The 20746-nt window shown below is 37.4% G+C and carries 19 protein-coding genes, 2 tRNA genes, 1 other RNA gene and 1 pseudogene; all 23 read left to right on the top strand.

What is annotated here, in order from left to right:
• A partial coding sequence (locus M0Q46_03995; GenBank protein MCK9582766.1) for a peptide deformylase occupies positions 1 to 304 on the top strand: 304 nt, incomplete at its 5' end.
• Complete coding sequence (gene fmt, locus M0Q46_03990) at positions 298 to 1293, top strand: methionyl-tRNA formyltransferase (protein MCK9582765.1); 996 nt, start codon at positions 298 to 300, stop codon at positions 1291 to 1293. The genes M0Q46_03995 and fmt, both read left to right, overlap by 7 nt.
• On the top strand, positions 1290 to 2138 hold the full coding sequence (locus tag M0Q46_03985; GenBank protein MCK9582764.1) for a zinc metalloprotease HtpX: 849 nt from the start codon (positions 1290 to 1292) through the stop codon (positions 2136 to 2138). Before fmt ends, M0Q46_03985 begins: the two co-directional genes overlap by 4 nt.
• Entirely contained in the window at positions 2138 to 3472 is a 1335-nt protein-coding gene (gene rsmB / locus M0Q46_03980; GenBank protein MCK9582763.1) for a 16S rRNA (cytosine(967)-C(5))-methyltransferase RsmB, read from the top strand. Before M0Q46_03985 ends, rsmB begins: the two co-directional genes overlap by 1 nt.
• Positions 3473 to 4504, top strand: a complete 1032-nt coding sequence (rlmN, locus tag M0Q46_03975) for a 23S rRNA (adenine(2503)-C(2))-methyltransferase RlmN (protein MCK9582762.1) — start codon at positions 3473 to 3475, stop codon at positions 4502 to 4504. It abuts the gene before it with no gap.
• Positions 4505 to 4525: 21 nt separating this feature from the next.
• Entirely contained in the window at positions 4526 to 5431 is a 906-nt protein-coding gene (locus M0Q46_03970) for a patatin-like phospholipase family protein (protein MCK9582761.1), read from the top strand.
• Positions 5432 to 5470: 39 nt separating this feature from the next.
• Positions 5471 to 5543: transfer RNA gene (locus M0Q46_03965), tRNA-Cys, on the top strand.
• 18 nt (positions 5544 to 5561) lie between these two features.
• Positions 5562 to 5638: transfer RNA gene (locus M0Q46_03960), tRNA-Val, on the top strand.
• Positions 5639 to 5648: 10 nt separating this feature from the next.
• Complete coding sequence (gene thrS, locus M0Q46_03955; protein MCK9582760.1) at positions 5649 to 7385, top strand: threonine--tRNA ligase; 1737 nt, start codon at positions 5649 to 5651, stop codon at positions 7383 to 7385.
• A gap of 193 nt (positions 7386 to 7578) precedes the next feature.
• Positions 7579 to 8280 (top strand): glycosyltransferase family 2 protein, encoded by a 702-nt coding sequence (locus M0Q46_03950; protein MCK9582759.1) that lies wholly within the window; start codon positions 7579 to 7581, stop codon positions 8278 to 8280.
• Complete coding sequence (locus M0Q46_03945; protein ID MCK9582758.1) at positions 8277 to 9683, top strand: B12-binding domain-containing radical SAM protein; 1407 nt, start codon at positions 8277 to 8279, stop codon at positions 9681 to 9683. The genes M0Q46_03950 and M0Q46_03945 overlap by 4 nt, the downstream gene beginning before the upstream one ends.
• Positions 9680 to 11068, top strand: coding sequence for a glycosyltransferase family 39 protein (locus M0Q46_03940; GenBank protein ID MCK9582757.1), 1389 nt, complete (start codon positions 9680 to 9682; stop codon positions 11066 to 11068). The genes M0Q46_03945 and M0Q46_03940 overlap by 4 nt, the downstream gene beginning before the upstream one ends.
• A 238-nt stretch (positions 11069 to 11306) precedes the next feature.
• On the top strand, positions 11307 to 11837 hold the full coding sequence (gene infC / locus M0Q46_03935; protein MCK9582756.1) for a translation initiation factor IF-3: 531 nt from the start codon (positions 11307 to 11309) through the stop codon (positions 11835 to 11837).
• A 66-nt stretch (positions 11838 to 11903) separates the two neighbouring features.
• Positions 11904 to 12101 (top strand): 50S ribosomal protein L35, encoded by a 198-nt coding sequence (gene rpmI, locus M0Q46_03930; GenBank protein MCK9582755.1) that lies wholly within the window; start codon positions 11904 to 11906, stop codon positions 12099 to 12101.
• 286 nt (positions 12102 to 12387) lie between these two features.
• A complete protein-coding gene (gene rplT, locus M0Q46_03925) occupies positions 12388 to 12753 on the top strand; it encodes a 50S ribosomal protein L20 (GenBank protein MCK9582754.1) in 366 nt (121 codons plus the stop codon).
• An 8-nt stretch (positions 12754 to 12761) separates the two neighbouring features.
• Positions 12762 to 13808 carry a phenylalanine--tRNA ligase subunit alpha gene (gene pheS, locus M0Q46_03920; GenBank protein ID MCK9582753.1) on the top strand — a complete coding sequence of 349 codons (1047 nt, stop codon included), beginning with the start codon at positions 12762 to 12764 and terminating at the stop codon, positions 13806 to 13808.
• A 101-nt stretch (positions 13809 to 13909) separates the two neighbouring features.
• A pseudogene (pheT, locus tag M0Q46_03915) lies at positions 13910 to 16158 on the top strand (phenylalanine--tRNA ligase subunit beta).
• 433 nt (positions 16159 to 16591) lie between these two features.
• Positions 16592 to 18076 (top strand): FAD-binding oxidoreductase, encoded by a 1485-nt coding sequence (locus tag M0Q46_03910; protein ID MCK9582752.1) that lies wholly within the window; start codon positions 16592 to 16594, stop codon positions 18074 to 18076.
• Positions 18077 to 18157: 81 nt separating this feature from the next.
• The gene (locus tag M0Q46_03905) at positions 18158 to 18385 is read left to right on the top strand and encodes a hypothetical protein (protein MCK9582751.1); all 228 of its coding nucleotides are present in this window, start codon (positions 18158 to 18160) and stop codon (positions 18383 to 18385) included.
• A gap of 3 nt (positions 18386 to 18388) precedes the next feature.
• Entirely contained in the window at positions 18389 to 18673 is a 285-nt protein-coding gene (locus M0Q46_03900; protein MCK9582750.1) for a cell division protein ZapA, read from the top strand.
• A gap of 20 nt (positions 18674 to 18693) precedes the next feature.
• Positions 18694 to 18850, top strand: a non-coding RNA gene (ssrS, locus tag M0Q46_03895) — 6S RNA.
• Between the two features lie 7 nt (positions 18851 to 18857).
• Positions 18858 to 20195, top strand: coding sequence for a replication-associated recombination protein A (locus M0Q46_03890; GenBank protein MCK9582749.1), 1338 nt, complete (start codon positions 18858 to 18860; stop codon positions 20193 to 20195).
• Positions 20125 to 20742: a 5-formyltetrahydrofolate cyclo-ligase gene (locus tag M0Q46_03885; GenBank protein ID MCK9582748.1), complete on the top strand. Its 618-nt coding sequence runs from the start codon at positions 20125 to 20127 to the stop codon at positions 20740 to 20742. The genes M0Q46_03890 and M0Q46_03885 overlap by 71 nt, the downstream gene beginning before the upstream one ends.
• Positions 20743 to 20746: the final 4 nt, after the last annotated feature.

Here is a 20746-nt window from a genome sequence, read left to right as displayed (position 1 = left end):
CCCTATGGTTTTTATAAATCCTAAAATAGAAAAACGCGAAGGGGTATCGCACGCAGAAGAGGGTTGTCTTTCTTTTCCCGGAATTTACAGAAAAATAAAACGTGCTAAATTTGTGCGTGTTCGCGCTTTAGACGAAAACGGCAAAGTTTTTGTAGTAGATGCCCAAGATATGTTGCTCAGCAGGGCATTGCAACACGAAATAGATCATTTAAATGGCAAAGTGCTTTTAGACAATTTGCCACCGCTTCAAAGGCAGGAAGTTAAAAAAGAAATAGAAATAAGAAAGCAAGAGAATAAATGGTAAATAAAAAACTTAGAATTATTTTTTTTGGAACACCTGAAGTAGCCGCAAACTTTTTAAAAGATGCTACAAAAACTGAAGCCGTTCTTTGTGTTTTCACACAGAGCGATAAACCCAAAGGAAGAAAGCTTATGCTTACCGCTTCGGCCGTTAAAACCGCCGCTTTAAAGCTTTCTTTGCCTGTTTATCAGCCGGAAAAATTGTCGAATGAAGATGTAAAAATAATTAAAAATTTCAAGCCTGATGTCGGTGTGGTTGTGGCTTATGGTAAGTTAATACCTCAGAGTGTTTTTAGCATTCCGTTATATGGTTGCTTTAACATACATTTTTCGCTGTTGCCAAAATACCGCGGAGCGGCTCCGGTTCAGTGGGCATTAATAAATGGGGAAAGTAAAACAGGAGTTTCTTCTTTCTGGCTTGAAAAAACATTAGACAGCGGGCCAGTTTTAGTGCAAAAGGAAATGTCAGTTTTACCTCAAGATAGTGCAAAAGAACTTTTTGAAAAATTAACAACACTTGGCATAGAAGTTATGCATGAAACATTAGATAAAATAAAGAAAGGCGACTGTGCGGGCATAAAGCAAGAGGGCACTGTAACGGTTGCCCACTCGCTAAAAAAATCTGATGGTTTTATAAAGTGGCAAAAAAATGCTCAAGATATTTTAAACCTAATCCGTGGCACGAACCCTTGGCCTAGTGCTCACACTGCAATGGTGCTAAACGCTCAAACAACTACATTTAAAGTTATTGGCGCAAAAATATTTACCGGGCCAATTGGCGAAAATTTTGTTTGCGGCCAGCTTATCAGTATTTTGCCTAAAAAGGGGATTGTTATTGCTTGTGGTCTTGGCGCATTGCTTATAGAAACAGTGCACCCTGCAAACAAAGTTGTTGTCGGCGCGGACATTTTTGCAATTAACAACAAAATTCCATTGGGTTTTATTTTTGAACAATATGAAAGCGTAGAAAAGATTTTCGGAGGTATGAAATGAATATTTTTAGAACAGTTTTTTTGATGATGTTAATGACCATATTGCTAGTTGCAATTGGTATGCTTGTCGGCGGAAGAAGTGGCATGGTTATAGCATTCCTTTTTGCCGCTGTTATGAACTTTGTGTCTTATTGGTTTTCAGATAAAATTGTGCTTGCAATGTACAGGGCAAAACCGCTGGAGGAAAGCCAGATGCCATGGCTTTTTGAAGGTGTAAGAAAACTCACTCAAAATGCAGGTATACCAATGCCGAAGCTCTATATAGTAGAAAACCCTATGCCAAACGCTTTTGCAACAGGCAGAAACCCACAAAATGCGTCGGTTGCAGTTACAAACTCAATTGTAGAAATGCTAACAAAAGACGAGCTTCTTGGTGTGCTTGCGCATGAGCTTTCCCATGTTAAAAATCGCGACATACTAATTGGCTCTATAGCTGCAACATTGGCAGGCGCGATTTTTATGCTTGCTCGCTTTGCACAGTGGGGAGCAATGTTTGGAGGCAATAACCGTCAAAGTGGTAATTTCCGTTTGATTATGTTGCTTTTTGTTGGAATTATCGCTCCAATTGCTGCAATGCTTATTCAGGCGGCTGTATCTCGTTCAAGAGAGTTTGAGGCCGATGCAACAGGTGCCAGAATTTCACATAAACCTTTGGCACTTGCCAGTGCGTTAAGAAAAATTTCTGCTCCTGCCGCTCGCTATGGGGAGAATATAAACCCGACAACAGCGCATATGTTTATTGTAAGTCCTTTTAATTCACGCACATTAATGTCGTTATTTTCTACGCATCCACCAGTAGAAAAAAGAATAGAGCACTTAGAAACAATTAAATTAGATGAAATTTAATGCACGCAATTAAATTAAAACAAAATTCACGACTTCAAGCGGCGCAAATTCTTACAAAGTTTAAACCTGCAAAAGCAAATCTTTCTGCATTGCTATCAAAAGAGTTAAACTCAGATAGAAATATTTCCGATAAAGGTTTTGTCCGTTTTCTTGTTTGGGGTGTGGTTCGGCATTTAAATACACTTGACTGGTTTGCAAACAAACTGCTTAATAATCCGCAAAAAACGCCTAAGTTACTTAAAAACATTATTCTTGTTGGTTTGTCTCAATTGATTTATGCATCGCAACGAGTTGCACCTTACGCCGCCATATTTGAGAGTGTTGAGGCCGCAAAAATAGGCGTGTCAGAAACATCGGGCAAGTTAGTAAATGCGTTACTTCGCAAATATCTAAGAGAAAAAGATACGATTAAATTGCCCGATGATGCGCTTCTTAAAGCTTCTATTGAGTATTCATTTCCAGAATGGTTAATTGAGCGCTGGTTTGAAAGGTTTTCAAAAGAAGAAGCAATTAAACTTATAAACGCTTGCAATATATCGCCAGATCTAACTTTAAGGATAAATCAGCATAAGTCAACACCTGAGTTTGTATTACAAGAACTAAATAGTCAAGGCTACAATGCTACGCTATGCAAATACAGTCCGTATGGTTTAAATGTTGAAAAGCCGCCAGAGCTTGCATCAATAACTGGCATTGACCAAAAAAATATTTTTGTTCAAGACGAAGCTTCTCAGTTAGTTTGTCTTTTACTTCAAGCTAACGATAGTGATTTTATAGTTGATGTTTGTTGCGGGAGTGGCACTAAAAGTATATTTTTATCACAACTTTCAAAGGCAAAAATAATCGCTATAGATTCATCTGCGCAAAAAATTGCTAAGGCAAGAGAAACGGCAAAAATAGTTTTGGCAAATAATATTGAGTTTAAAATTGCTGATGCTCTAAGTGTTGAAATTCAAAATGCTGATAAGGTTTTGTTAGATGCTCCCTGTAGCGGTCTTGGAACCTTGAGAAGGAAACCCGACATTAAGTGGAATAAAACACAAGATGACATTATTGTAAAATTTCCGAAATTGCAAAAAGAACTTATTGAAAGTGCGGCAAAGATGCTTAAAGTTGGCGGGCAGTTACTTTATGTAACCTGTTCAACGGAACCGGAAGAAAATGAAGCCGTGGTTTCGCACTTTTTGAATAAAAATAAAAACTTTGTTGTCCAAAACATAGGTGAAAATAAAATGTTTGCTCAGTTTGTTACCAAAGAAGGTTATTTTAGGTCATACCCACACATACACAATATGGATGGTTTTTTTGCAGCATCGCTTAGGAGAGTATTGTAAATGAGGAAGTTGATATTAGATTACGACAAATTTGCATTAGAAGAATTTCTTTTGCATGGTAATTTTGAAACTTACCGTGTAAGACAATTATTACAATGGATATATGATAAAAAAGCGAATTCATTTGCAGATTTTAAAAATATACCTTTGGAGTTAAGGCACGCATTAGAAGGTAATTTTTTGCTGCGTTCAATGGGCATCGCTAAAGTATCCAATTCAAAAATAGATGCGACTAAACGCTTTGATTTCCTTCTTTCAGATGGTAATTGCGTTTCTGCAGTTTTTTTGCCAGCAAAGGATAAGTTTTCAGTTTGTATTTCTACGCAGGTTGGTTGTGCTATGGGTTGTGCTTTCTGCGCATCCGGTAAAGATGGTTTTGTAAGAAATCTTTCAAGCGGTGAAATTTTGGAACAAGTTTTGCAGATAGAAGAATACACAGGGCATCACATATCTGGAGTTTTGTTTATGGGCAGCGGCGAGCCGTTAATGAACTATACAAACTTGCTGATTGCTATAAAAACTTTAACTGACCCAAAAGGTTTTAATTTAGGCAGAAAGCATATTACAGTTTCCACAGTTGGAATAGTTGAAAAAATAAAGTCGTTTGAAAATGCATTGCCTGGCGTGCGCTTGGCCATATCACTTCACAGTGCCGATGACCGCAAAAGGCATTGCATTATTCCTTCCGCAATAAACAATGATATAGAAGATATTATGTCGTCTAGTATTTCGTACTGTGAAGAAAATAAAGTTCCATTGACTATTGAGTATATTCTTATAAAAAATATTAATGATGCAAAACAAGATGCAGTAAAACTTGCCGATCTTTTAAGAAAATATCAAACAGAAAAAGTTGAAGTTAAGGTGAACTTAATACCGTATAACAAAACACTTGGTAGAACTTATGAAGCACCGGACCTAAGCACAGTGGAAAACTTTTATAATTATTTAACGGAACGAAATATATTTACCGCTGTGCGCTTACCAAAAGGGGCAGATATTGGTGCCGCTTGCGGACAATTGGGTTATTAAATCTTTTGAGGATTAATTTATATGAAAAAAATTGGTCTTGCTCTTGGTAGTGGTGGTGCAAGGGGGCTTTCTCACATTGGCGTACTAAAGGTATTTGAACAAGAAAAGGTTCCAATATCTTATTTAGCAGGCGCGTCTATGGGTGCGATAGTTAGCGCGTGTTATGCAACAGATCCAAACATCGCAAATGTTGAGCAAAAAATTAAAACGGTGCTATCAAAATACATACCTCAGGCAAAAATGCGTATATTTTCCGATAAGCAAAACAATCAAAAGTCGTTTGTATCAAACGCGAAAGAGTTTATTAAGCAGGGTTATCTGCACTATGTTGAAGAAACTCAATACTCGTTATTTTCTTTAGAAAAACTAAAAGAACCAGTATATGAGTTAATACCCGATATAGATATATTACAAACTCAAATACCTTTGTGCATAGTTGTAACAGATTTGGAAAATGCTTTGCCGGTGTATCTAACTTGCGGCCGTTTGCGCGATGCAGTTTTGGCATCCTCCTCCATAGCCGGTATATTTCCTCCAGTGCGTATAAACGGATTTCTTTGCAACGATGGCGGCTATGTTGGTTCAACTCCTGTGCCTGCTATAAAAAGAATGGGTGCGCAATTGATAGTTGGTATTGATGTAAAAGGCAAGGTAACCAAAAACGCAAATTTGGAAAAGGCAGGGGAAACATTAGCTCGTTCAAAATACATATCTGCTATCTTACTTAACAACTTATTGCTTAAAGAGGCAAATGTAGTAATCTCTGCTGATGTGAAAAACTATAAATGGACTTCTTTTGATAAAATTGATTTGTTAATTTCTAAGGGTGAAGCATCCGCAAAAGAGAAAATAAAATTGATAAAAGAGTTGGCAAATGAGTCGGTTTTAAGCACCGCAGTTAAAAAGTTCTTGCGACTTAAAAATTGACAATTGACGGGGTATTTTAATATCATCTTTTTTTATATCGGCGTGGTACCCAAGTGGTTAAGGGAGAGGTCTGCAAAACCTTTATTCGTCGGTTCAACTCCGACCCACGCCTTAAATATTTATTAATAATGCCCGGTTAGCTCAGTTGGTTAGAGTACTTCCTTGACATGGAAGGGGTCAGAGGTTCGAGTCCTCTACCGGGCACCAAACTAAAATTATGTCAGAAAAAAAACCTATAGAACTCTCCACACTCAGACACTCCACTGCACATTTAATGGCAGCCGCGGTTGTAGAGTTATTTCCTGAAACAAAAGTCGCAATTGGCCCGTCAATTGACGATGGTTTTTACTACGATTTTGACCGTCCAACCAAATTTACTCCTGATGACTTAGAAAAAATTGAAGTTCAAATGCGTAAGCTGGCAAAAAATAATGACAAGTTTGTCTGTACTCCTATAAGCAAAAAAGAGGCAGAGGAGTATTTTTCTTCTCGTGGGGAAAAATATAAACTTGAGATATTAAATGATATAGCGGACGGCGAAATAACTTTTTATAAATCTGGCAATTTTGTAGACCTGTGTCGCGGCCCTCATGTACCTTATACATCAGGCATTAAGCACTTTAAACTACTCTCACTTGCGGGCGCTTATTGGCGCGGCGACGAAAAACGCGAACAGCTTCAACGCATATACGGTACTGCTTTTAGCACAAAAGAAGAACTTGAAGCATATGTATTTACGCTTGAAGAAGCAAAAAAACGCGATCACCGTAAAATTGGCAGGGAACTTAACCTCTACTCCACAGCTGAAGAAGTTGGTCCTGGCCTTATTCTCTGGCATCCAAAGGGTGCCAAAATCCGTATGATAATTGAAGATTTCTGGCGTGCCCAACATATAGAAAATGGTTATGATATAGTTTATACGCCACACATTGGCCGAGCAAACCTTTGGCAGACCAGCGGCCACCTTGATTTCTATAAAGAGAGCATGTATGCCCCTATGGAAGTTGATGGAGATGATTATTTCGCCAGGCCCATGAACTGCCCATTCCACATAATGATTTATAAAAGTTCGCTCCACTCCTATCGCGACCTGCCTCTGCGTTGGGCTGAGCTCGGCACTGTTTATCGCTATGAGAAAAGCGGAGTGCTGCACGGTCTTATGCGTGTCCGCGGATTTACGCAGGATGATGCACACATTATATGTCGCCCGGACCAGATGCCAGATGAAATTCGCCGGGTACTGAGATTTTGTTTGAGCATGCTCAACGCGTTCGGGTTCAAAGAATTTGCCGTTTATCTTGCCACAAAACCTAAAGAAAAATCAGTCGGCGATGTAGCACTTTGGAACGATGCTACCAAAGCGCTTGAAGAAGCTGTTAAAGCTGAAGGCCTTACCTGTACGCTTGACGAAGGCGGCGGCGCTTTCTACGGCCCTAAAATAGATATTAAGATAAAAGATGCTCTTAATCGCGAATGGCAATGCTCCACTATCCAATTTGATTTTAACGAGCCTGACCGTTTTGATATGACATATGTAGACCAGACCAGTAAAAAAGTACGCCCGTATATGATTCACCGCGCGCTTCTGGGCTCGCTGGAGCGCTTCTTCGGTATCCTTATTGAACACTATGCAGGTGCTTTTCCATTGTGGCTTGCTCCGGTTCAGGTTTCAATTTTAACAATAACTACCGATCAAAGTGCCTATGCAACATCTATATTAGACAAACTTAATAAGTCAGGTTTTAGAGCTGAAGTTGACGATAGAAATGAGAAAATCGGTTTTAAAATTAGAGAAGCAACACTTAGTAAAACCCCATATCTTTTAGTTGTAGGATATAAAGAAATGGAAGCAAATACAGTAGCCATTCGTGCCCGCAATGGCGAAGACCTTGGTGTTAAATCAATAGAAGAATTTATAGAATTTGCGAATAAAATTATAGAAGAAAGAAAGTAGTTTTGATAAGTAATTTTGACAAATATCACAGACATATTGGATAAGATGGACAAGAAAGAAGGATAATTCAAAAAATAAGCATGGTAAAAGCTAAACCAAGCGGTTTATCAATGATAATAGATTCACAGAAGGAATCATGGAACTATTATCAATGGGTTTTCTCAACAGTTAAGAAATATATAGGAAGAATCAAATGAGTGTTGTAAAGTCAAAAGTATCGGTTATCATACCCGTATATAACGAAGAAAAATTCATTGAAATGATATTGCTTAAGGTCTGTGATCGTCCGGAAATATCTGAGATCATAGTCGTTGATGATGGTTCCAGTGATGAAACCTATGAAAAAGCTGAAGGCATTCTAAGGGATCATCAAAAAATATTACTCAAGCGGTTGCCGTCAAATAGAGGAAAAGGAGTGGCAATCAGAGAGGGGTTAAAGTTTGTAACGGGAGATATCGTTATCATACAAGATGCGGATTTAGAATATGATCCGAATGATTACGAGGGGTTATTACAGCCGTTTAATGATAATGGCATACAGGTAGTTTATGGTTCAAGAATGTTGAAAAAGCAACATAAAATTTCGTATTTATCGTATGCTATTGGCGGTATTTTCCTTACCTTTCTTACGAATATGTTGTATTTTTCAAAATTAACAGATGAAGCAACGGGCTACAAGGTTTTCAGAACGGCTGTGCTTCGTGGTATTGATCTGCAAAGCAAACGATTTGAATTTTGCCCGGAGATAACCGCAAAATTATTGCGAAAAAAAATACATATAGTTGAAGTGCCTATTTCATACAATCCGAGGAAATTTGAGGAAGGAAAGAAAATCAGGCTCAGAGATGGGCTTATGGCGGTTTGGATATTGCTTAAGTATAGAATTTTTCTATGAAAAATGATGTGTTGCTTATTAATCCTCCATGGATAATTGAATCAAAAAGTAATTTCTGGAAAAACATCGGCAGTTGTCTTCCGAGTTTAGGAATTGCCTATATTGCAAGTTGTCTTGAAAAACATGGGTATGCGGTTTCTATTCTTGATTGTACGGCTGAAAAGCTTGGACTGTTCGCTATTGAAAAAAGACTATTTGACATTCAGTCATTTCCCGCATTTATTGGCATAACATCTACAACCCCACTCATCACACATGCGCTTAAGGTTGCAGAGATATGTAAAAAAATATCTCCTAAAACAACAATTATTTTCGGGGGTGTGCATCCAACTGTTTTGCCCGATGATGTGTTGTCTAATGCGTGTGTTGATATAGTTGTGCGTGGAGAAGGTGAAATGACGATGTTGGAGCTGGTATCGGGTAAAGCGATAGAAACAATTCTCGGGGTATCTTACAAGAAAGATGGTCGCATTGTTCATAATGCCGAACGGCCATTGATAGCAGATATTAACGAAATCCCTCCGCCTGCGTATCATTTGCTTCCAATGAAAAAGTATTTTCCCGCGGTTGGATCTTATAGGCAGCTTCCAGCCATGAGTATTTTTGCAACGCGCGGATGTCCCGGGAGATGTACATTCTGTTATCGAACATTCCAAGGTAAGGTACGGAAGCGTTCTCCTGAAAATATTTTTAATGAGATAAAACTGCTGCATCGGGAATATGGTATTATGGAAATTGCTTTCTATGACGATGCTTTTACGGCATTTCATGATACAGTTACCGGTTTGTGCGATCAATTGATCAAAAGTAAACTAAATATCAGTTGGTCCTGTTTTACTCGTGTTGATTTGATTAATGAAGATATGATGAGAATTATGAAAAAAGCTGGATGTCATTTGATTCTATTCGGCGTGGAAAGTGCGGACCCGACAATTTTAAAAAACATACGGAAAAATATTGACTTGGCAAAAGTAATTGAAATGGTAAAAAAAGCGAGGAGAGTCGGCATAAATACCAGAGCATCGTTTATGTTAGGAAATCCCGGAGAGAATGAAGAAACGATCAGAAAGACAATTGATTTTGCTTTCAAACTTGACCCTGACCAGGTCCATTTTAATATTACGACCGCATATCCAGGGACAGAACTTTTTTGTTGGGCAAAAGATAATGGATATCTCTCAGATCTTGATTGGTCAAAATATAATATGTCCGAATTGAATCTTAATTTGCCGACTATTAGCCAAGAACGATTGCAGTATTATTATAATATCGTACATAAAAATTTTTATATGCGGCCCCGTATCATATTGCGGAGGTTGTTGCAGATTCGCACCTATCATCAGTTTATGGAAGAAATAAAGGGGTTTTTTGGCATTCTTAAAGTACACCATAACAAATCATGAAAAGCACTCTGATACAATACTTTAAAAAAACACACATTATTCTTGTGGCAATTATCCTAGTTGGGTTTTTATTGCGGCTTTCATTTTTTATGGCTGCGAAACCTTGGGACCCAATCATTGAAAAAGAAAAAATTATTGTTAGTGACGCTATTACATATCATGAATATGCGGTTAATATTGTGCAAAACAAAATAATCGCGTCTCCTGACGAATTTTATGATGCGTTCAGAACTCCAGGATACCCTCTTTTTATTGCTAGTGTATATAGTGTTTTCGGCGTAAAACCGTGGGTAGTCCTTTTATTTCAGATAGTGCTTAATATATTAGGTCTGCTATTGGTTTTTATGCTGGGGAACATTATTTTTAAAAGTTCCAAAATATCCCTCATTGCAACTTTTATGTGCGCGATTGACCCCCATATGATTATGTATTGTTCTTATTTGCTTGCAGATATTTTGTTTACTGTTGTGTTTCTGGCCTCAATTACCAGTTTTGTCTATTGGCTTAAAGAACGGAAGCTGTGGTATGTGCTTTTTGCTGGTTTATTTCTTGGGATAGCTGTTTTGGTCAGACCAATTGCCCAGTATTTTATTTTTGTATACATTATTATCATGCTTCTGGATAGAAAAATCATGTTTCGAATTAAATCAAAGGCGATAATATGTATAACTGTGGCATTTTTTTTCATAATATCTTTTTGGATGGTTAGAAATTATCACGATTATGGGGTTTTTGCCGTTTCGCATATAACCGGATACAATCTCCATTTCAACACGATATATACTGAGGTTGCAAGGACGGGCAAAACATATGAGGAAGTCTCCGATGAATTCTATAAGCGAGCACAGGATAGAGGGATAGAAAAAATAGAAAACCCTATGATGCAATCGCAGATATATAAAGAGCTTGCCGTAGAGTATATTCACAAATATCCATGGACATATTTTAAACGCCATTGTGTGGGTATCGTTAATATGTTTGCCAATCTGACGGCATCTCAGACCTGTGATATGTTAGGAATAAAGAAAACAGAAAAGAAATATGATTTTTGTTCATTTAATAATTATTTCGAAATGATTAGATGGTTTTTCGCGAATAAAAATATCTATGAAATTGGAATAGGACTGGTTATAGCGTTGTATCTTTTTTTCGTATATTTATTTGCGGTTGTAGGGTCATTGAAAATGATCAGAAAGGATTTTTTTTCATGGGCTGTTTTAATGGCAATAATTGTATATTTTAGTCTTTGCACAGGCGTGATAGGAGTTTCCCGTTACAAAATACCAATAATTCCGTTCTATGTTCTTATAAGTGCATATGGGCTCGTCAATTTTTCTGAGTGGATGAAGAATATGAAGGTGCGGGTTCCGCCACATAAACAATGATAATGTTTAGAGGAATATCTGGTTAATTGCCTTATAATTCTTTTGAAAGTTATTGCCACATATTGTACATAGTTTTGACAATACTGGCGGCTTTTGCTACACTGCACCTGTCTAAATTCATTACCAATAAAAGAAGTGGCCAACTTGGCTCACCTTCACCCGATAATTGTGGAAAAAGGTAAAAGCGTATATCAAGGATGGCGTTATTATGCCATCCTTTTTTTATTAAACTGTCCGTTTGGACAATAGGGGGATTACCGTAGATAGAAAACTTAGAATCAATCATCAAATTAGAGTGCCGCAAGTGCGCTTAGTGGATTTTGATGGAAGTTTAATTGGTGTTAAAACTATTAACGAGGCTTTGGCATTAGCACAAGAAAGAGGGCTTGATTTAATTGAAATTGCCCCAGCGGCAACACCTCCAGTTTGCAAAGTAGATGACTTTACGAAGTTTCGATATGAAATGGATAAGAAAGCCAAAGAAGCAAAAAAGAAACAAAAAATTGTACATCTAAAGGAAATAAGAGTTCGCTTAAAAATTGGTGAACATGATTTGGCAATAAAAATTAAACATGCCAGAGAGTTTCTTGAAAAGAAAGACAAAGTGCAAATCAGCGTAATATTTATGGGCAGAGAAATGCAACACAGGGAGTTAGGTACTGCCTTAATAGAAAAGATAAAAGCATCACTTTTAGATATAGCGGTTGTAGAACGGTCGCCGTTAATGTTTGGTACAAGATTAATAATGCACCTTGCACCTAAAAAATAATCAAACCCGAACTTTGCAATAGGTTTGAGAACCAATGCAAAATCCGGGTTAAATGGAGGGCTTTAAATGCCTAAAATAAAATCACACAGTGGAGCAAAAAAACGTTTTAAAGTAACAAAAAGTGGTAAAGTTGCACACAAAAAACAAGGTTTGAGACATTTAATGACAGGTATGAAGTCAAGCAATGGCAGAAAACTTCGTCGTCAAACAATAGTAAACAAAATGAATGAAAAACTAATAAAAGCACTTATTCCATACGCTTAAACTTATCCAATTAAAAATGTTGTTTCAAACCGAAGTGAAATACAATGTCTCGCCGCAGGCGGACTAAGTCCGCAGACAGGCGAGACGCAATAAAATGATCTTTTTACAACTTAAGAAAGGGTTCAGCGCAGTCCCGCCGTTGGCGGGACAAGCGACGACGAAACGGGAAAACCATAGGTTTTCCCTTGTAGAGCGGTTTGGCGAAATCATATTAGCCAAACCAAGTATGAACGAAGTGAATACTAAGTCCCGCCGATGGGCGGGACGCGAAATTAGGAGAAAAAAGATGAGAGCAAAAAGTGTAGTTGCAACCAGGCAAAGCAAAAAAAAGTACTTTAGAATGGCAAAGGGCTATTACGCCACAAAGAAAAATCGCTGGAGAATGGTAATTCAGCAGATAGAAAAATCTTTGGTTTTTGCCTATGAACATAGAAAAGACAGAAAAGGCGATTTTAGGTCTTTATGGATAGTGCGCTTAAACGCGGCTGCCCGTGAAAATGGTTTGTCATACAGCCGCTTAATATCAGGCCTTAAAAAAGCTAATGTATTAGTAGATAGAAAAATGCTTGCAGAACTTGCAGTAAATGACCCAGCGGCATTTACAAACATTGCACAAATAGCAAAAGATGCAAATGTAAAAGTAGTTGCCTAAAAATTACAATGACAGTAATAAAAACTATTAGAAACAATGTCTTAGAAGCGTTAAAAACCGCATCCACCCACGCAGAGCTTGAAAGAATCAAGATTTCTTACTTGGGTAGAAGTGGTTTTATAACGGAACTTCTTCGTACGCTTTCAACAATACCCGTGCAAGAAAGAAAGGTTTTTGGTGAGAGTGCAAATCAACTAAAAGAAGAGATTGCGTTACTAATTCAGTCAAAAATAAATGAAATTGAAGTTGTTAAACTTAAAGAAAAGCTTGCGGCCGAAAAAATTGATGTCGGCTTGCCAGGTTTTCCTTTTTTAAAGGGAATAACTCATCCGTTAAGAAAAACACTTCAGGATATATCATCAATTTTTGAAGCTATGGGTTTTGAGGTCGCGCTTGGCCCGGAAATTGAAAATGAATGGTATAATTTTGAGGCGCTAAACATTCCTAAAAACCATCCGGCGCGGGACACTCAAGATACATTTTACCTTTCTGGTGAGCTTGAAGGTCAAAAACGCCTTCTAAGAACACACACATCACCAGTTCAAATTCGTGTAATGAAAGAAAAAAAGACTCCGCCAATTAAAATTATTGCGCCAGGCAGGGTTTACAGAAACGAAGCAACCGATGCAACCCATAGCGCTATTTTTCATCAGGTGGAAGGTCTATTGGTTGATGAAAATGTAACCTTTGCCGACTTAAAAGGTGTACTTACCTCTTTTGTAAGGCAGTTTTTTTCTGTTTCTGGGTATAATGTTCGCTTTAGGCCATCTCATTTTCAATTTACGGAACCATCTGCGGAACTTGATGTACAGTGTATTATGTGCGGTGGCAAAGGTTGCAGAATTTGTAAAAATGAAGGTTGGCTTGAAGTGCTTGGTTGTGGAATGGTACACCCAAATGTGCTTAAGGCAGTTAATATAGACCCCGAAAAATATTCTGGTTTTGCGTTTGGTATAGGTGTTGAAAGGTTTTGTATGTTAAAGTATTCAATAGACGATATGCGCCTGCTTTATGAAAATAACTATCAGTTCTTAAAACAATTTAACAAACTATGAAAATATCCTACAACTGGCTAAAAGGCCATGTTAATTTTGATTACCAGCCAAAAGCGCTTGCCGAAATGCTAATGTTGCAAGGTATAGAGTCAAAGGTTTTAATGGATAGCCCAAAATGGGTTGGTGTTGTAACTGCTAAGGTTTTAGAGGTTATTGCTCATCCAAATGCCGATAAATTAACTTTGTGTCGTTTAACAGATGGAACAAGTGAATATTCGGTTGTTTGCGGCGCAAAAAATGTGGCACAAGGCCAAGTTGTTGCCGTAGCTTTAATTGGTGCTGTTTTGCCTGGTGATTTTAAAATTGAAAAAGTAAAAATTCGTTCAATAGAATCTCAGGGTATGATTTGTTCCGAAAAGGAACTTGCATTAAAGTCGGAATCTGAAGGCATAATGGTTTTAGACCCAAATCAACCTCTTGGGGTTGATATAAACAATGTTATTGAAAAAGATGCGATACTAGAAGTTGAAATAGCAACAAACAGGCCGGATTGTTTAAGCCATAGCGGTATAGCAAGAGAAATTGCTGCAAAGTTAAAGAAAAAAATAGACAAACCAGATGTTAAAGAATTTAAATTCTCGTCTAAAAAACTCTCCGTTAAAATAAATGATTCTGCCATCTGTTCAAGGTACATGGGTGTTAGCATAGACAATGTTTGCGTTGCAAAATCACCTAAATGGCTTTCTGATAGAGTTGAAAAATGTGGAGTTAGAAGCATAAACAACATTGTGGATATAACAAACTATGTTATGTTTGAGCTTGGCCACCACTCCATGCCTTTGATGCTTCGGTTGTAAGTAACGAAAATATAATTGTTAGAAATGCGCTTGATGGTGAAAGCATATCTGCATTGGATGGTAAAAAGTACTTATTAACTAAGGAAGATATTATAATAGCAGATAGTTTAAAACCACTTGCGATAGCTGGTGTTATGGGCGGGGAAAGTTCCGGAGTCACAAATTCAACAAAAAAAATAATTCTTGAAAGTGCGGTCTTTAATTCTGGTATGGTGCGTAAAACATCTAAAAAAAATGCACTTTCAACTGATGCTTCTTACAGGTTTGAAAGAGGTGTTTCTTTTGAAGTTTGCGAGCTTGCTTTAAGGCGTGCGGCAAAATTGATAGTGGATATAGCAGGTGGCGTAATAACTGACAGTGTTGACTGCATAAAAAATAAATTTACTCCAGTAACTTTAACACTTAGGCCACAAAGAATTACAAAACTCCTTGGAGTTGACATACCTATAAAAGATAGTGTAGAAATTCTTAATGCCTTTGGTATTAAGGCCAAAATAGATGGTGGTGTAATTAGTGTTGTTGTCCCATCGTGGAGAAATGATATATCGCAAGAAGCAGACCTAATTGAAGAAATAGCCAGAATTTATGGTTACGATAAAATACCAACTAACAATGCACTGATAAGCTTTAGCGGTTTGCCTATTGTTACAACAGAAGTTTTGCTTAGAAATAAACTTCTCTCTTTTGGTTTTTCTGAGGCAATGAACTACAGCTTTACTACTCAAAAAAGACTAAACGACATCGGAGCTGATGCATTTGAGTTTGTACCAAACCCTTTATCAAAAGAAAATGAAGTTCTAAGGTCAACTCTTTTAGAGGGTCTTTTAAGAAACTTTTCGCTGAATATTTCTGAAGGTCTCTCGTCATTTAGATATTTTGAGTTTGGAAAAGTTTTCTTAAAAGATAGTGAGAGAAATCATCTTGGAATACTTTTAAGTGGAAAAGTATTTGATGAGTGGTGGGGTTTTGAAAAAAATAGAGTCACATTAAATATGGATTTTTATTATTTATCTGGTTTGATTTCAGAACTATTGGGCAATGTTAGTAACTCTGCGATTACATTCACCAACTCAAATTTACCATCTAATTTCCACCCTGGAAAAGCCGCCTCTATATTTGTTGATAATACTTTAATTGGAAGTTTTGGTGTTTTAAGGCCGGATTTAATTACTCAAACAAAAAATGAAGTTCTTTATGCTCAAATAGATTTGGACATATTAAAAAATTTTGTAAAAGATTCAGCGATAAAGTATGTAGGTATCAAACGTTTCCCTTGCGTAAAACGCGACATTTCAATTGTTGTAAATAAGAATGTAGCGTTTTCAGAAATAAATTCGGCTATCGTGCAGAAGTTTCAAGGTCAAAGTAATTTTGATTCCCTTGACCTTTTTTCTGTTTATACAGATGAAAAGCTTGGGCAAGATAAAATAAGTTATTCATTTAGAATTTCTTTTAGAAGTGCTGAAAAAACTCTTACAGACCAGGAAATCAACACACAGGTTTCATCCCTCATAGATATGCTTTCCAAAAAGTTTGGCGCTTCTTTAAGATAAAATTTATATATGTAATTTTTTAGGCAAGTCATACAATTACAAAATTGATTAAAACCGCGGGGCTATCCTGCCCCTGCATCCCTGTGATACTTTTCTTTTATTGCCAATAGAAAAGTAACCAAAAGAAATGCACCCACGATGGCTATTCATTCGCATTTTTTTGGCGGCTGTGGAACTCGCCACTTTGTTGGCGGGCTAAGACAGTCCTCGCCGAAACCTCCACAAAATGCTCATTCATTATCAGCCAAAGTGGGAGAGTATAGTTAGCAAAATAAAAGGTCCGTCATTCCCGAATGTCCCCCGATTAAAACACTCGAGGGCAAGCTTAAGCGGGAATCCATTCACAATGATTCAAGAAACTTTTGATACCCGTTTTCACGGGCATGACAACTAATTTTGACCGCAATAATGCAATTTAATAAGGGAAATATAAATGATTTATAAAAAAGACAAAGACATAATAAAATCTTATTTTTCAGATTATTCCGGCATAACAAATGGTTTCGCCGATGCAGTTGTTTTAGTTGAGTCGGAAAAAGATGTAATTTATTTTTTAATTGAAGCAAGCAAATCTAAAACACCTGTTACCATTTCAGGTGCCGGTACAGGAGTGACAGGTGGGAGAGTTCCTTTTGGTGGTTTTGTGCTTTCAATGGAGTTGCTTAATAAAATATTAAACATTGATATAATTCGCCATACAATAACTGTTCAGTCAGGAGTAAGTGTTAAAACAATAAAAGAAACAGCCGCAGCTATTGGTTGTATTTTTGCGCCAGACCCAACCGAACAAAACTCAAGCATCGGTGGTAATTTAGCCACAAATGCTTCTGGTAGCAGGGGTTTAAAGTATGGTCCTACGCGAAATCATGTGCTTAGAGTTAGAGTTGTTTTATCAAATGGGGAAGTTCTTAATTTAACCAGGGGTCAGTATATATCCGATAAGAATGGTCAGCTTAAATTGTCAACACTTTCAGGTAAAACAATAAGTGTTACGCTTCCAAAGTACACCTTGCCTCAAATTAAAAACGCCGCTGGTTATTACAATAACAATCCTGTAGACGCTGTAGATATTTTTATAGGTCAAGAGGGGACTCTTGGTGTTATAACAGAGGTAGAGCTAAAGCTTTTGCCACAAAAAAACAAACTCATTGGCGGTGTTGTTTTTTTTAAAGATATGCGCCAATCATGGAAGTTTGTTGAGAATGCTAAAAACACTTCAAAGAGTTCGGATAAAAACCAAATTGAGCCTATGTCTTTAGAGTATTACGATAAAAATGCCCTTGGTTTGCTAATAAGTTCATATCCCTTAATACCTACCTATGCCGATGCCGCAATCTTTTTTGAACAGGAAATAGATACACAAATACAAGACGAAGCGCTTATAAGTGTGCAGTGGGCAAAATTAATTGAAGAATCGGGCGCATCTATAGATGATGTATGGTTTTCTTCATCAACATCGTCTGTACAGGAAACATTCAGGCAAATGCGCCATAGCTTGCCTGAAAAAGTAAATGAGATAGTTGCAAAAAATAAACTTCCAAAAGTCGGCACAGATATAGCGGTTCCAGATAAGTCATTTGCTGAAATGTTAGAGTTTTATTATGCTCAATTTGGTTCTTGTGCTATGCAATGGTTAGTATTTGGGCACATAGGTGAAAGCCACCTGCATGCAAACATTTTGCCAAAAACACAAGGTGAGTATTTAAAAAGTAAAGAGCTTTATTTACGCCTGGTAAAAAAAGCCATATCTCTTGGCGGCACTGTTTCCGCGGAGCATGGTGTTGGTAAATTAAAACACTTATTTTTATCAGAAATGATTGGCGAAAATGGCATGAAAGAACTATCAATTTTTAAAAAACAACTTGACCCTGCCTCTATTCTTTGCCTGGATAATATATTTCCTAAAGAACTTCTTTAACTCTATCCTTTTCCCATTCTGTTTTTTCATGTCTTATTAAATTTGACACCTATTGGCATTTGTTATAAAATTAAACTACAAATGAATAAAATAGATATGTTAGAAACAAAAGTAAAACTAGCTGTAGGAAAGATTAACCAGTTAAATGCAGAAAAAGAGAAATTATACGCTGAACTTCGTTTCCAACAGGAGGATAACGAAAGGAACAGGTTGGTTTTTGCTCAAAGTGCTTCTTGGAAAGAAGAAAAAAGAAATTTAATTTTAAAAGTAGAAAAGGTTTTAAAAAAGATTGATGTACTTAAGCTTTAAACTATGGAAAAAGTTATTGTTAAAATTTTAGGTTTTGAGTATGAGGTTGACACCCTTCCGGGTGATGAGCTTTTTATTGCCCCAATAGCACGGTATGTTGAAGATAAGATTAATGAGCTAAAAAGAGACACCAACATCGTAGACACCCAGAAACTTGCGGTTATGGCGGCGTTAAGTATTGCAGAAGAGCTGTTCCGCTTAAAGAACACAAAAGAAGTAACCTCTGGAATAATGGATAAAAAAACCGAAGAGTTAATTACAATGCTTGATAGGGCAATTTCAACATAAAAGCATTGCTTTGTGTGTATTTATCCCTGCGTTGTTGGTGTATGTTTAATTAGTTTGAGGCCACAGGTTCCTTAAAGGGGAGCAAAATGGTAGCTACGGCTTTATTGCCGCTGCTCCAAGCACCCACTAAATAACGGGACTTCAAACTATTAAATATTACGGCAACGTGGGGTTTTTTATTTTTATGGACCAAATTGATTTTTTTTCTACTTCTAAAAAAAATTCAGACAAGATTTTTGCGCCGCTTGCTTTACGAATGTCGCCAAAAACACTTGAGGAGTATTTTGGTCAAACTCAAATATTGGCAAAGGGTTCCCTGCTTTGGCGAATGATTGAGGCCGATAGGTTAAATTCAGTAATTTTCTTTGGCCCTCCGGGTTCCGGCAAGAGTGCGCTGGTTAGAATAATTGCCAATAAAACAAAATCTGCTTTTGAGCAGATGAATGCGGTTACAGCAGGGGTAGATGATATAAGAAAAGCCATAGCCCGCGCGCGCTTACGCCAGGCTGATGGCAAAAAAACAATTTTACTTGTTGATGAAATTCATCACTTTAACCGCAGTCAGCAAGATGCGCTTTTGCCCGATGTGGAAAAAGGAACTATAACACTTATAGGCATAACTACAGAAAACCCTTATTTTTATGTAAATCAGGCGCTTATTTCGCGCTCAACTGTCTTTGAGTTTAAACTTTTGCAAAAGCATGATTTAGAAGGCATATTAATGCATGCTTTGAGCGACAAGCAAAATGGTTTTGGAGCACTTAACATAAATATTACTGATGAGGCAAAAGAGCATTTGCTTTCTGGTTGTGCAAATGATGCCAGGCGGCTTTTAAATGCTTTAGAAATTGGTGTGCTTTCAACCCTTAACGCCAATGCTCAAGCGGCAGTTTTTGATTTGTCTGTGGCAAAAGAGTCGATACAAAAAAAACCGTTGCTTTATGATAAATCTGGTGATGGTCACTACGACCATATATCGGCATTTATCAAATCAATGCGCGGTTCTAACCCCGATGCGGCTCTTTATTGGATGGCTAAAATGTTATCTGCCGGCGAAGATCCGCGTTTTATCGCTCGCAGGGTTGTTATTTGTTCAAGTGAAGATGTGGGCAATGCAGACCCAAACGCGCTTGTTGTTGCTATAAGTGCATTTAAAGCAGCTGAATTTTTAGGTATGCCAGAGGCGCGAATCCCATTAGCGCAAGCAGTAGTTTATGTAGCCACGGCGCCAAAATCTAATGCGGCTTACCTTGCAGGTGAAAAGGCATTTGAAGAAGTGGAAAAAAATCCGTCAAGAGCAGTTCCCATACATTTAAAAGATGCTAACCTTGACGGCAAAAAACTTGGGCATGGCGCTAATTATCTTTACCCGCACGATTACGAAGGCGCTTTTGTTGCCCAAGAGTATTGGCCGGATCCTAAAGTATTATTTGAACCTACGGAAAATGGTTATGAAAAAGAAATCAAAAAGCGTCTTGAGTATTGGCGAGCAAAAAGCGCAGTTAAGAAAAATAATTCTTAAACGCAGAAATGAGTTGACTGCGACTGAAGTAGAGCAAAAAAGTGCCGCCATTGCGTCAAAACTTTTTAATTTGGATTTCTTTAAAGAAGCAAAAACAGTAATGTTTTATTGTTCCATGCCATGTGAAGTTGATACAAAAAGTATGATTAGAAAAGCGTTAAATTTAGGTAAGAGAGTGTTTTTGCCTTGCATAAATGAAAAATCAAAAACACTTAAAGCACTTGAATTTAATGCAAAGTGTGATGTGTTAGAAAAAGGCCCTTATGGCATTTATCAGCCGAAAAGTGATGCTAAAAAAAGAAGTGCGGTTAAACATTTTGATATTGTTTTTGTTCCGGCAATAGCTTTTGATGAATGCGGTTACAGGGTTGGTTTTGGGCATGGCTATTACGATCGTTTTCTTGCCACAAACGACTTTACGGTTAGTGTTGGTCTTGCTTACAGTTTTGCGGTTGTTGAGTTTGTGCCAAGAGAATATTTTGATGTGTCCGTTAATGTTTTATTAACGGAAGAGAAAGTAGTTTCTGTAACCCGGAGTTTGCAATAGGGTT

The organism is Endomicrobiales bacterium (assembly GCA_023228045.1).
GTDB lineage: Bacteria > Elusimicrobiota > Endomicrobiia > Endomicrobiales > JALOBY01 > JALOBY01.
This window is presented reverse-complemented; position numbering and strand designations above follow the sequence as displayed.

What these genes read in the sequence shown, in the direction of transcription:
- fmt (MCK9582765.1), top strand. Translation starts at nt 298, where the DNA reads ATGGTAAATAAAAAACTTAGAATTATTTTTTTTGGAACACCTGAAGTA.
- M0Q46_03985 (MCK9582764.1), top strand. Translation starts at nt 1,290, where the DNA reads ATGAATATTTTTAGAACAGTTTTTTTGATGATGTTAATGACCATATTG.
- rsmB (MCK9582763.1), top strand. Translation starts at nt 2,138, where the DNA reads ATGCACGCAATTAAATTAAAACAAAATTCACGACTTCAAGCGGCGCAA.
- rlmN (MCK9582762.1), top strand. Translation starts at nt 3,473, where the DNA reads ATGAGGAAGTTGATATTAGATTACGACAAATTTGCATTAGAAGAATTT.
- M0Q46_03970 (MCK9582761.1), top strand. Translation starts at nt 4,526, where the DNA reads ATGAAAAAAATTGGTCTTGCTCTTGGTAGTGGTGGTGCAAGGGGGCTT.
- thrS (MCK9582760.1), top strand. Translation starts at nt 5,649, where the DNA reads ATGTCAGAAAAAAAACCTATAGAACTCTCCACACTCAGACACTCCACT.
- M0Q46_03950 (MCK9582759.1), top strand. Translation starts at nt 7,579, where the DNA reads ATGAGTGTTGTAAAGTCAAAAGTATCGGTTATCATACCCGTATATAAC.
- M0Q46_03945 (MCK9582758.1), top strand. Translation starts at nt 8,277, where the DNA reads ATGAAAAATGATGTGTTGCTTATTAATCCTCCATGGATAATTGAATCA.
- M0Q46_03940 (MCK9582757.1), top strand. Translation starts at nt 9,680, where the DNA reads ATGAAAAGCACTCTGATACAATACTTTAAAAAAACACACATTATTCTT.
- rpmI (MCK9582755.1), top strand. Translation starts at nt 11,904, where the DNA reads ATGCCTAAAATAAAATCACACAGTGGAGCAAAAAAACGTTTTAAAGTA.
- rplT (MCK9582754.1), top strand. Translation starts at nt 12,388, where the DNA reads ATGAGAGCAAAAAGTGTAGTTGCAACCAGGCAAAGCAAAAAAAAGTAC.
- pheS (MCK9582753.1), top strand. Translation starts at nt 12,762, where the DNA reads ATGACAGTAATAAAAACTATTAGAAACAATGTCTTAGAAGCGTTAAAA.
- M0Q46_03910 (MCK9582752.1), top strand. Translation starts at nt 16,592, where the DNA reads ATGATTTATAAAAAAGACAAAGACATAATAAAATCTTATTTTTCAGAT.
- M0Q46_03905 (MCK9582751.1), top strand. Translation starts at nt 18,158, where the DNA reads ATGAATAAAATAGATATGTTAGAAACAAAAGTAAAACTAGCTGTAGGA.
- M0Q46_03900 (MCK9582750.1), top strand. Translation starts at nt 18,389, where the DNA reads ATGGAAAAAGTTATTGTTAAAATTTTAGGTTTTGAGTATGAGGTTGAC.
- M0Q46_03890 (MCK9582749.1), top strand. Translation starts at nt 18,858, where the DNA reads ATGGACCAAATTGATTTTTTTTCTACTTCTAAAAAAAATTCAGACAAG.
- M0Q46_03885 (MCK9582748.1), top strand. Translation starts at nt 20,125, where the DNA reads ATGAAAAAGAAATCAAAAAGCGTCTTGAGTATTGGCGAGCAAAAAGCG.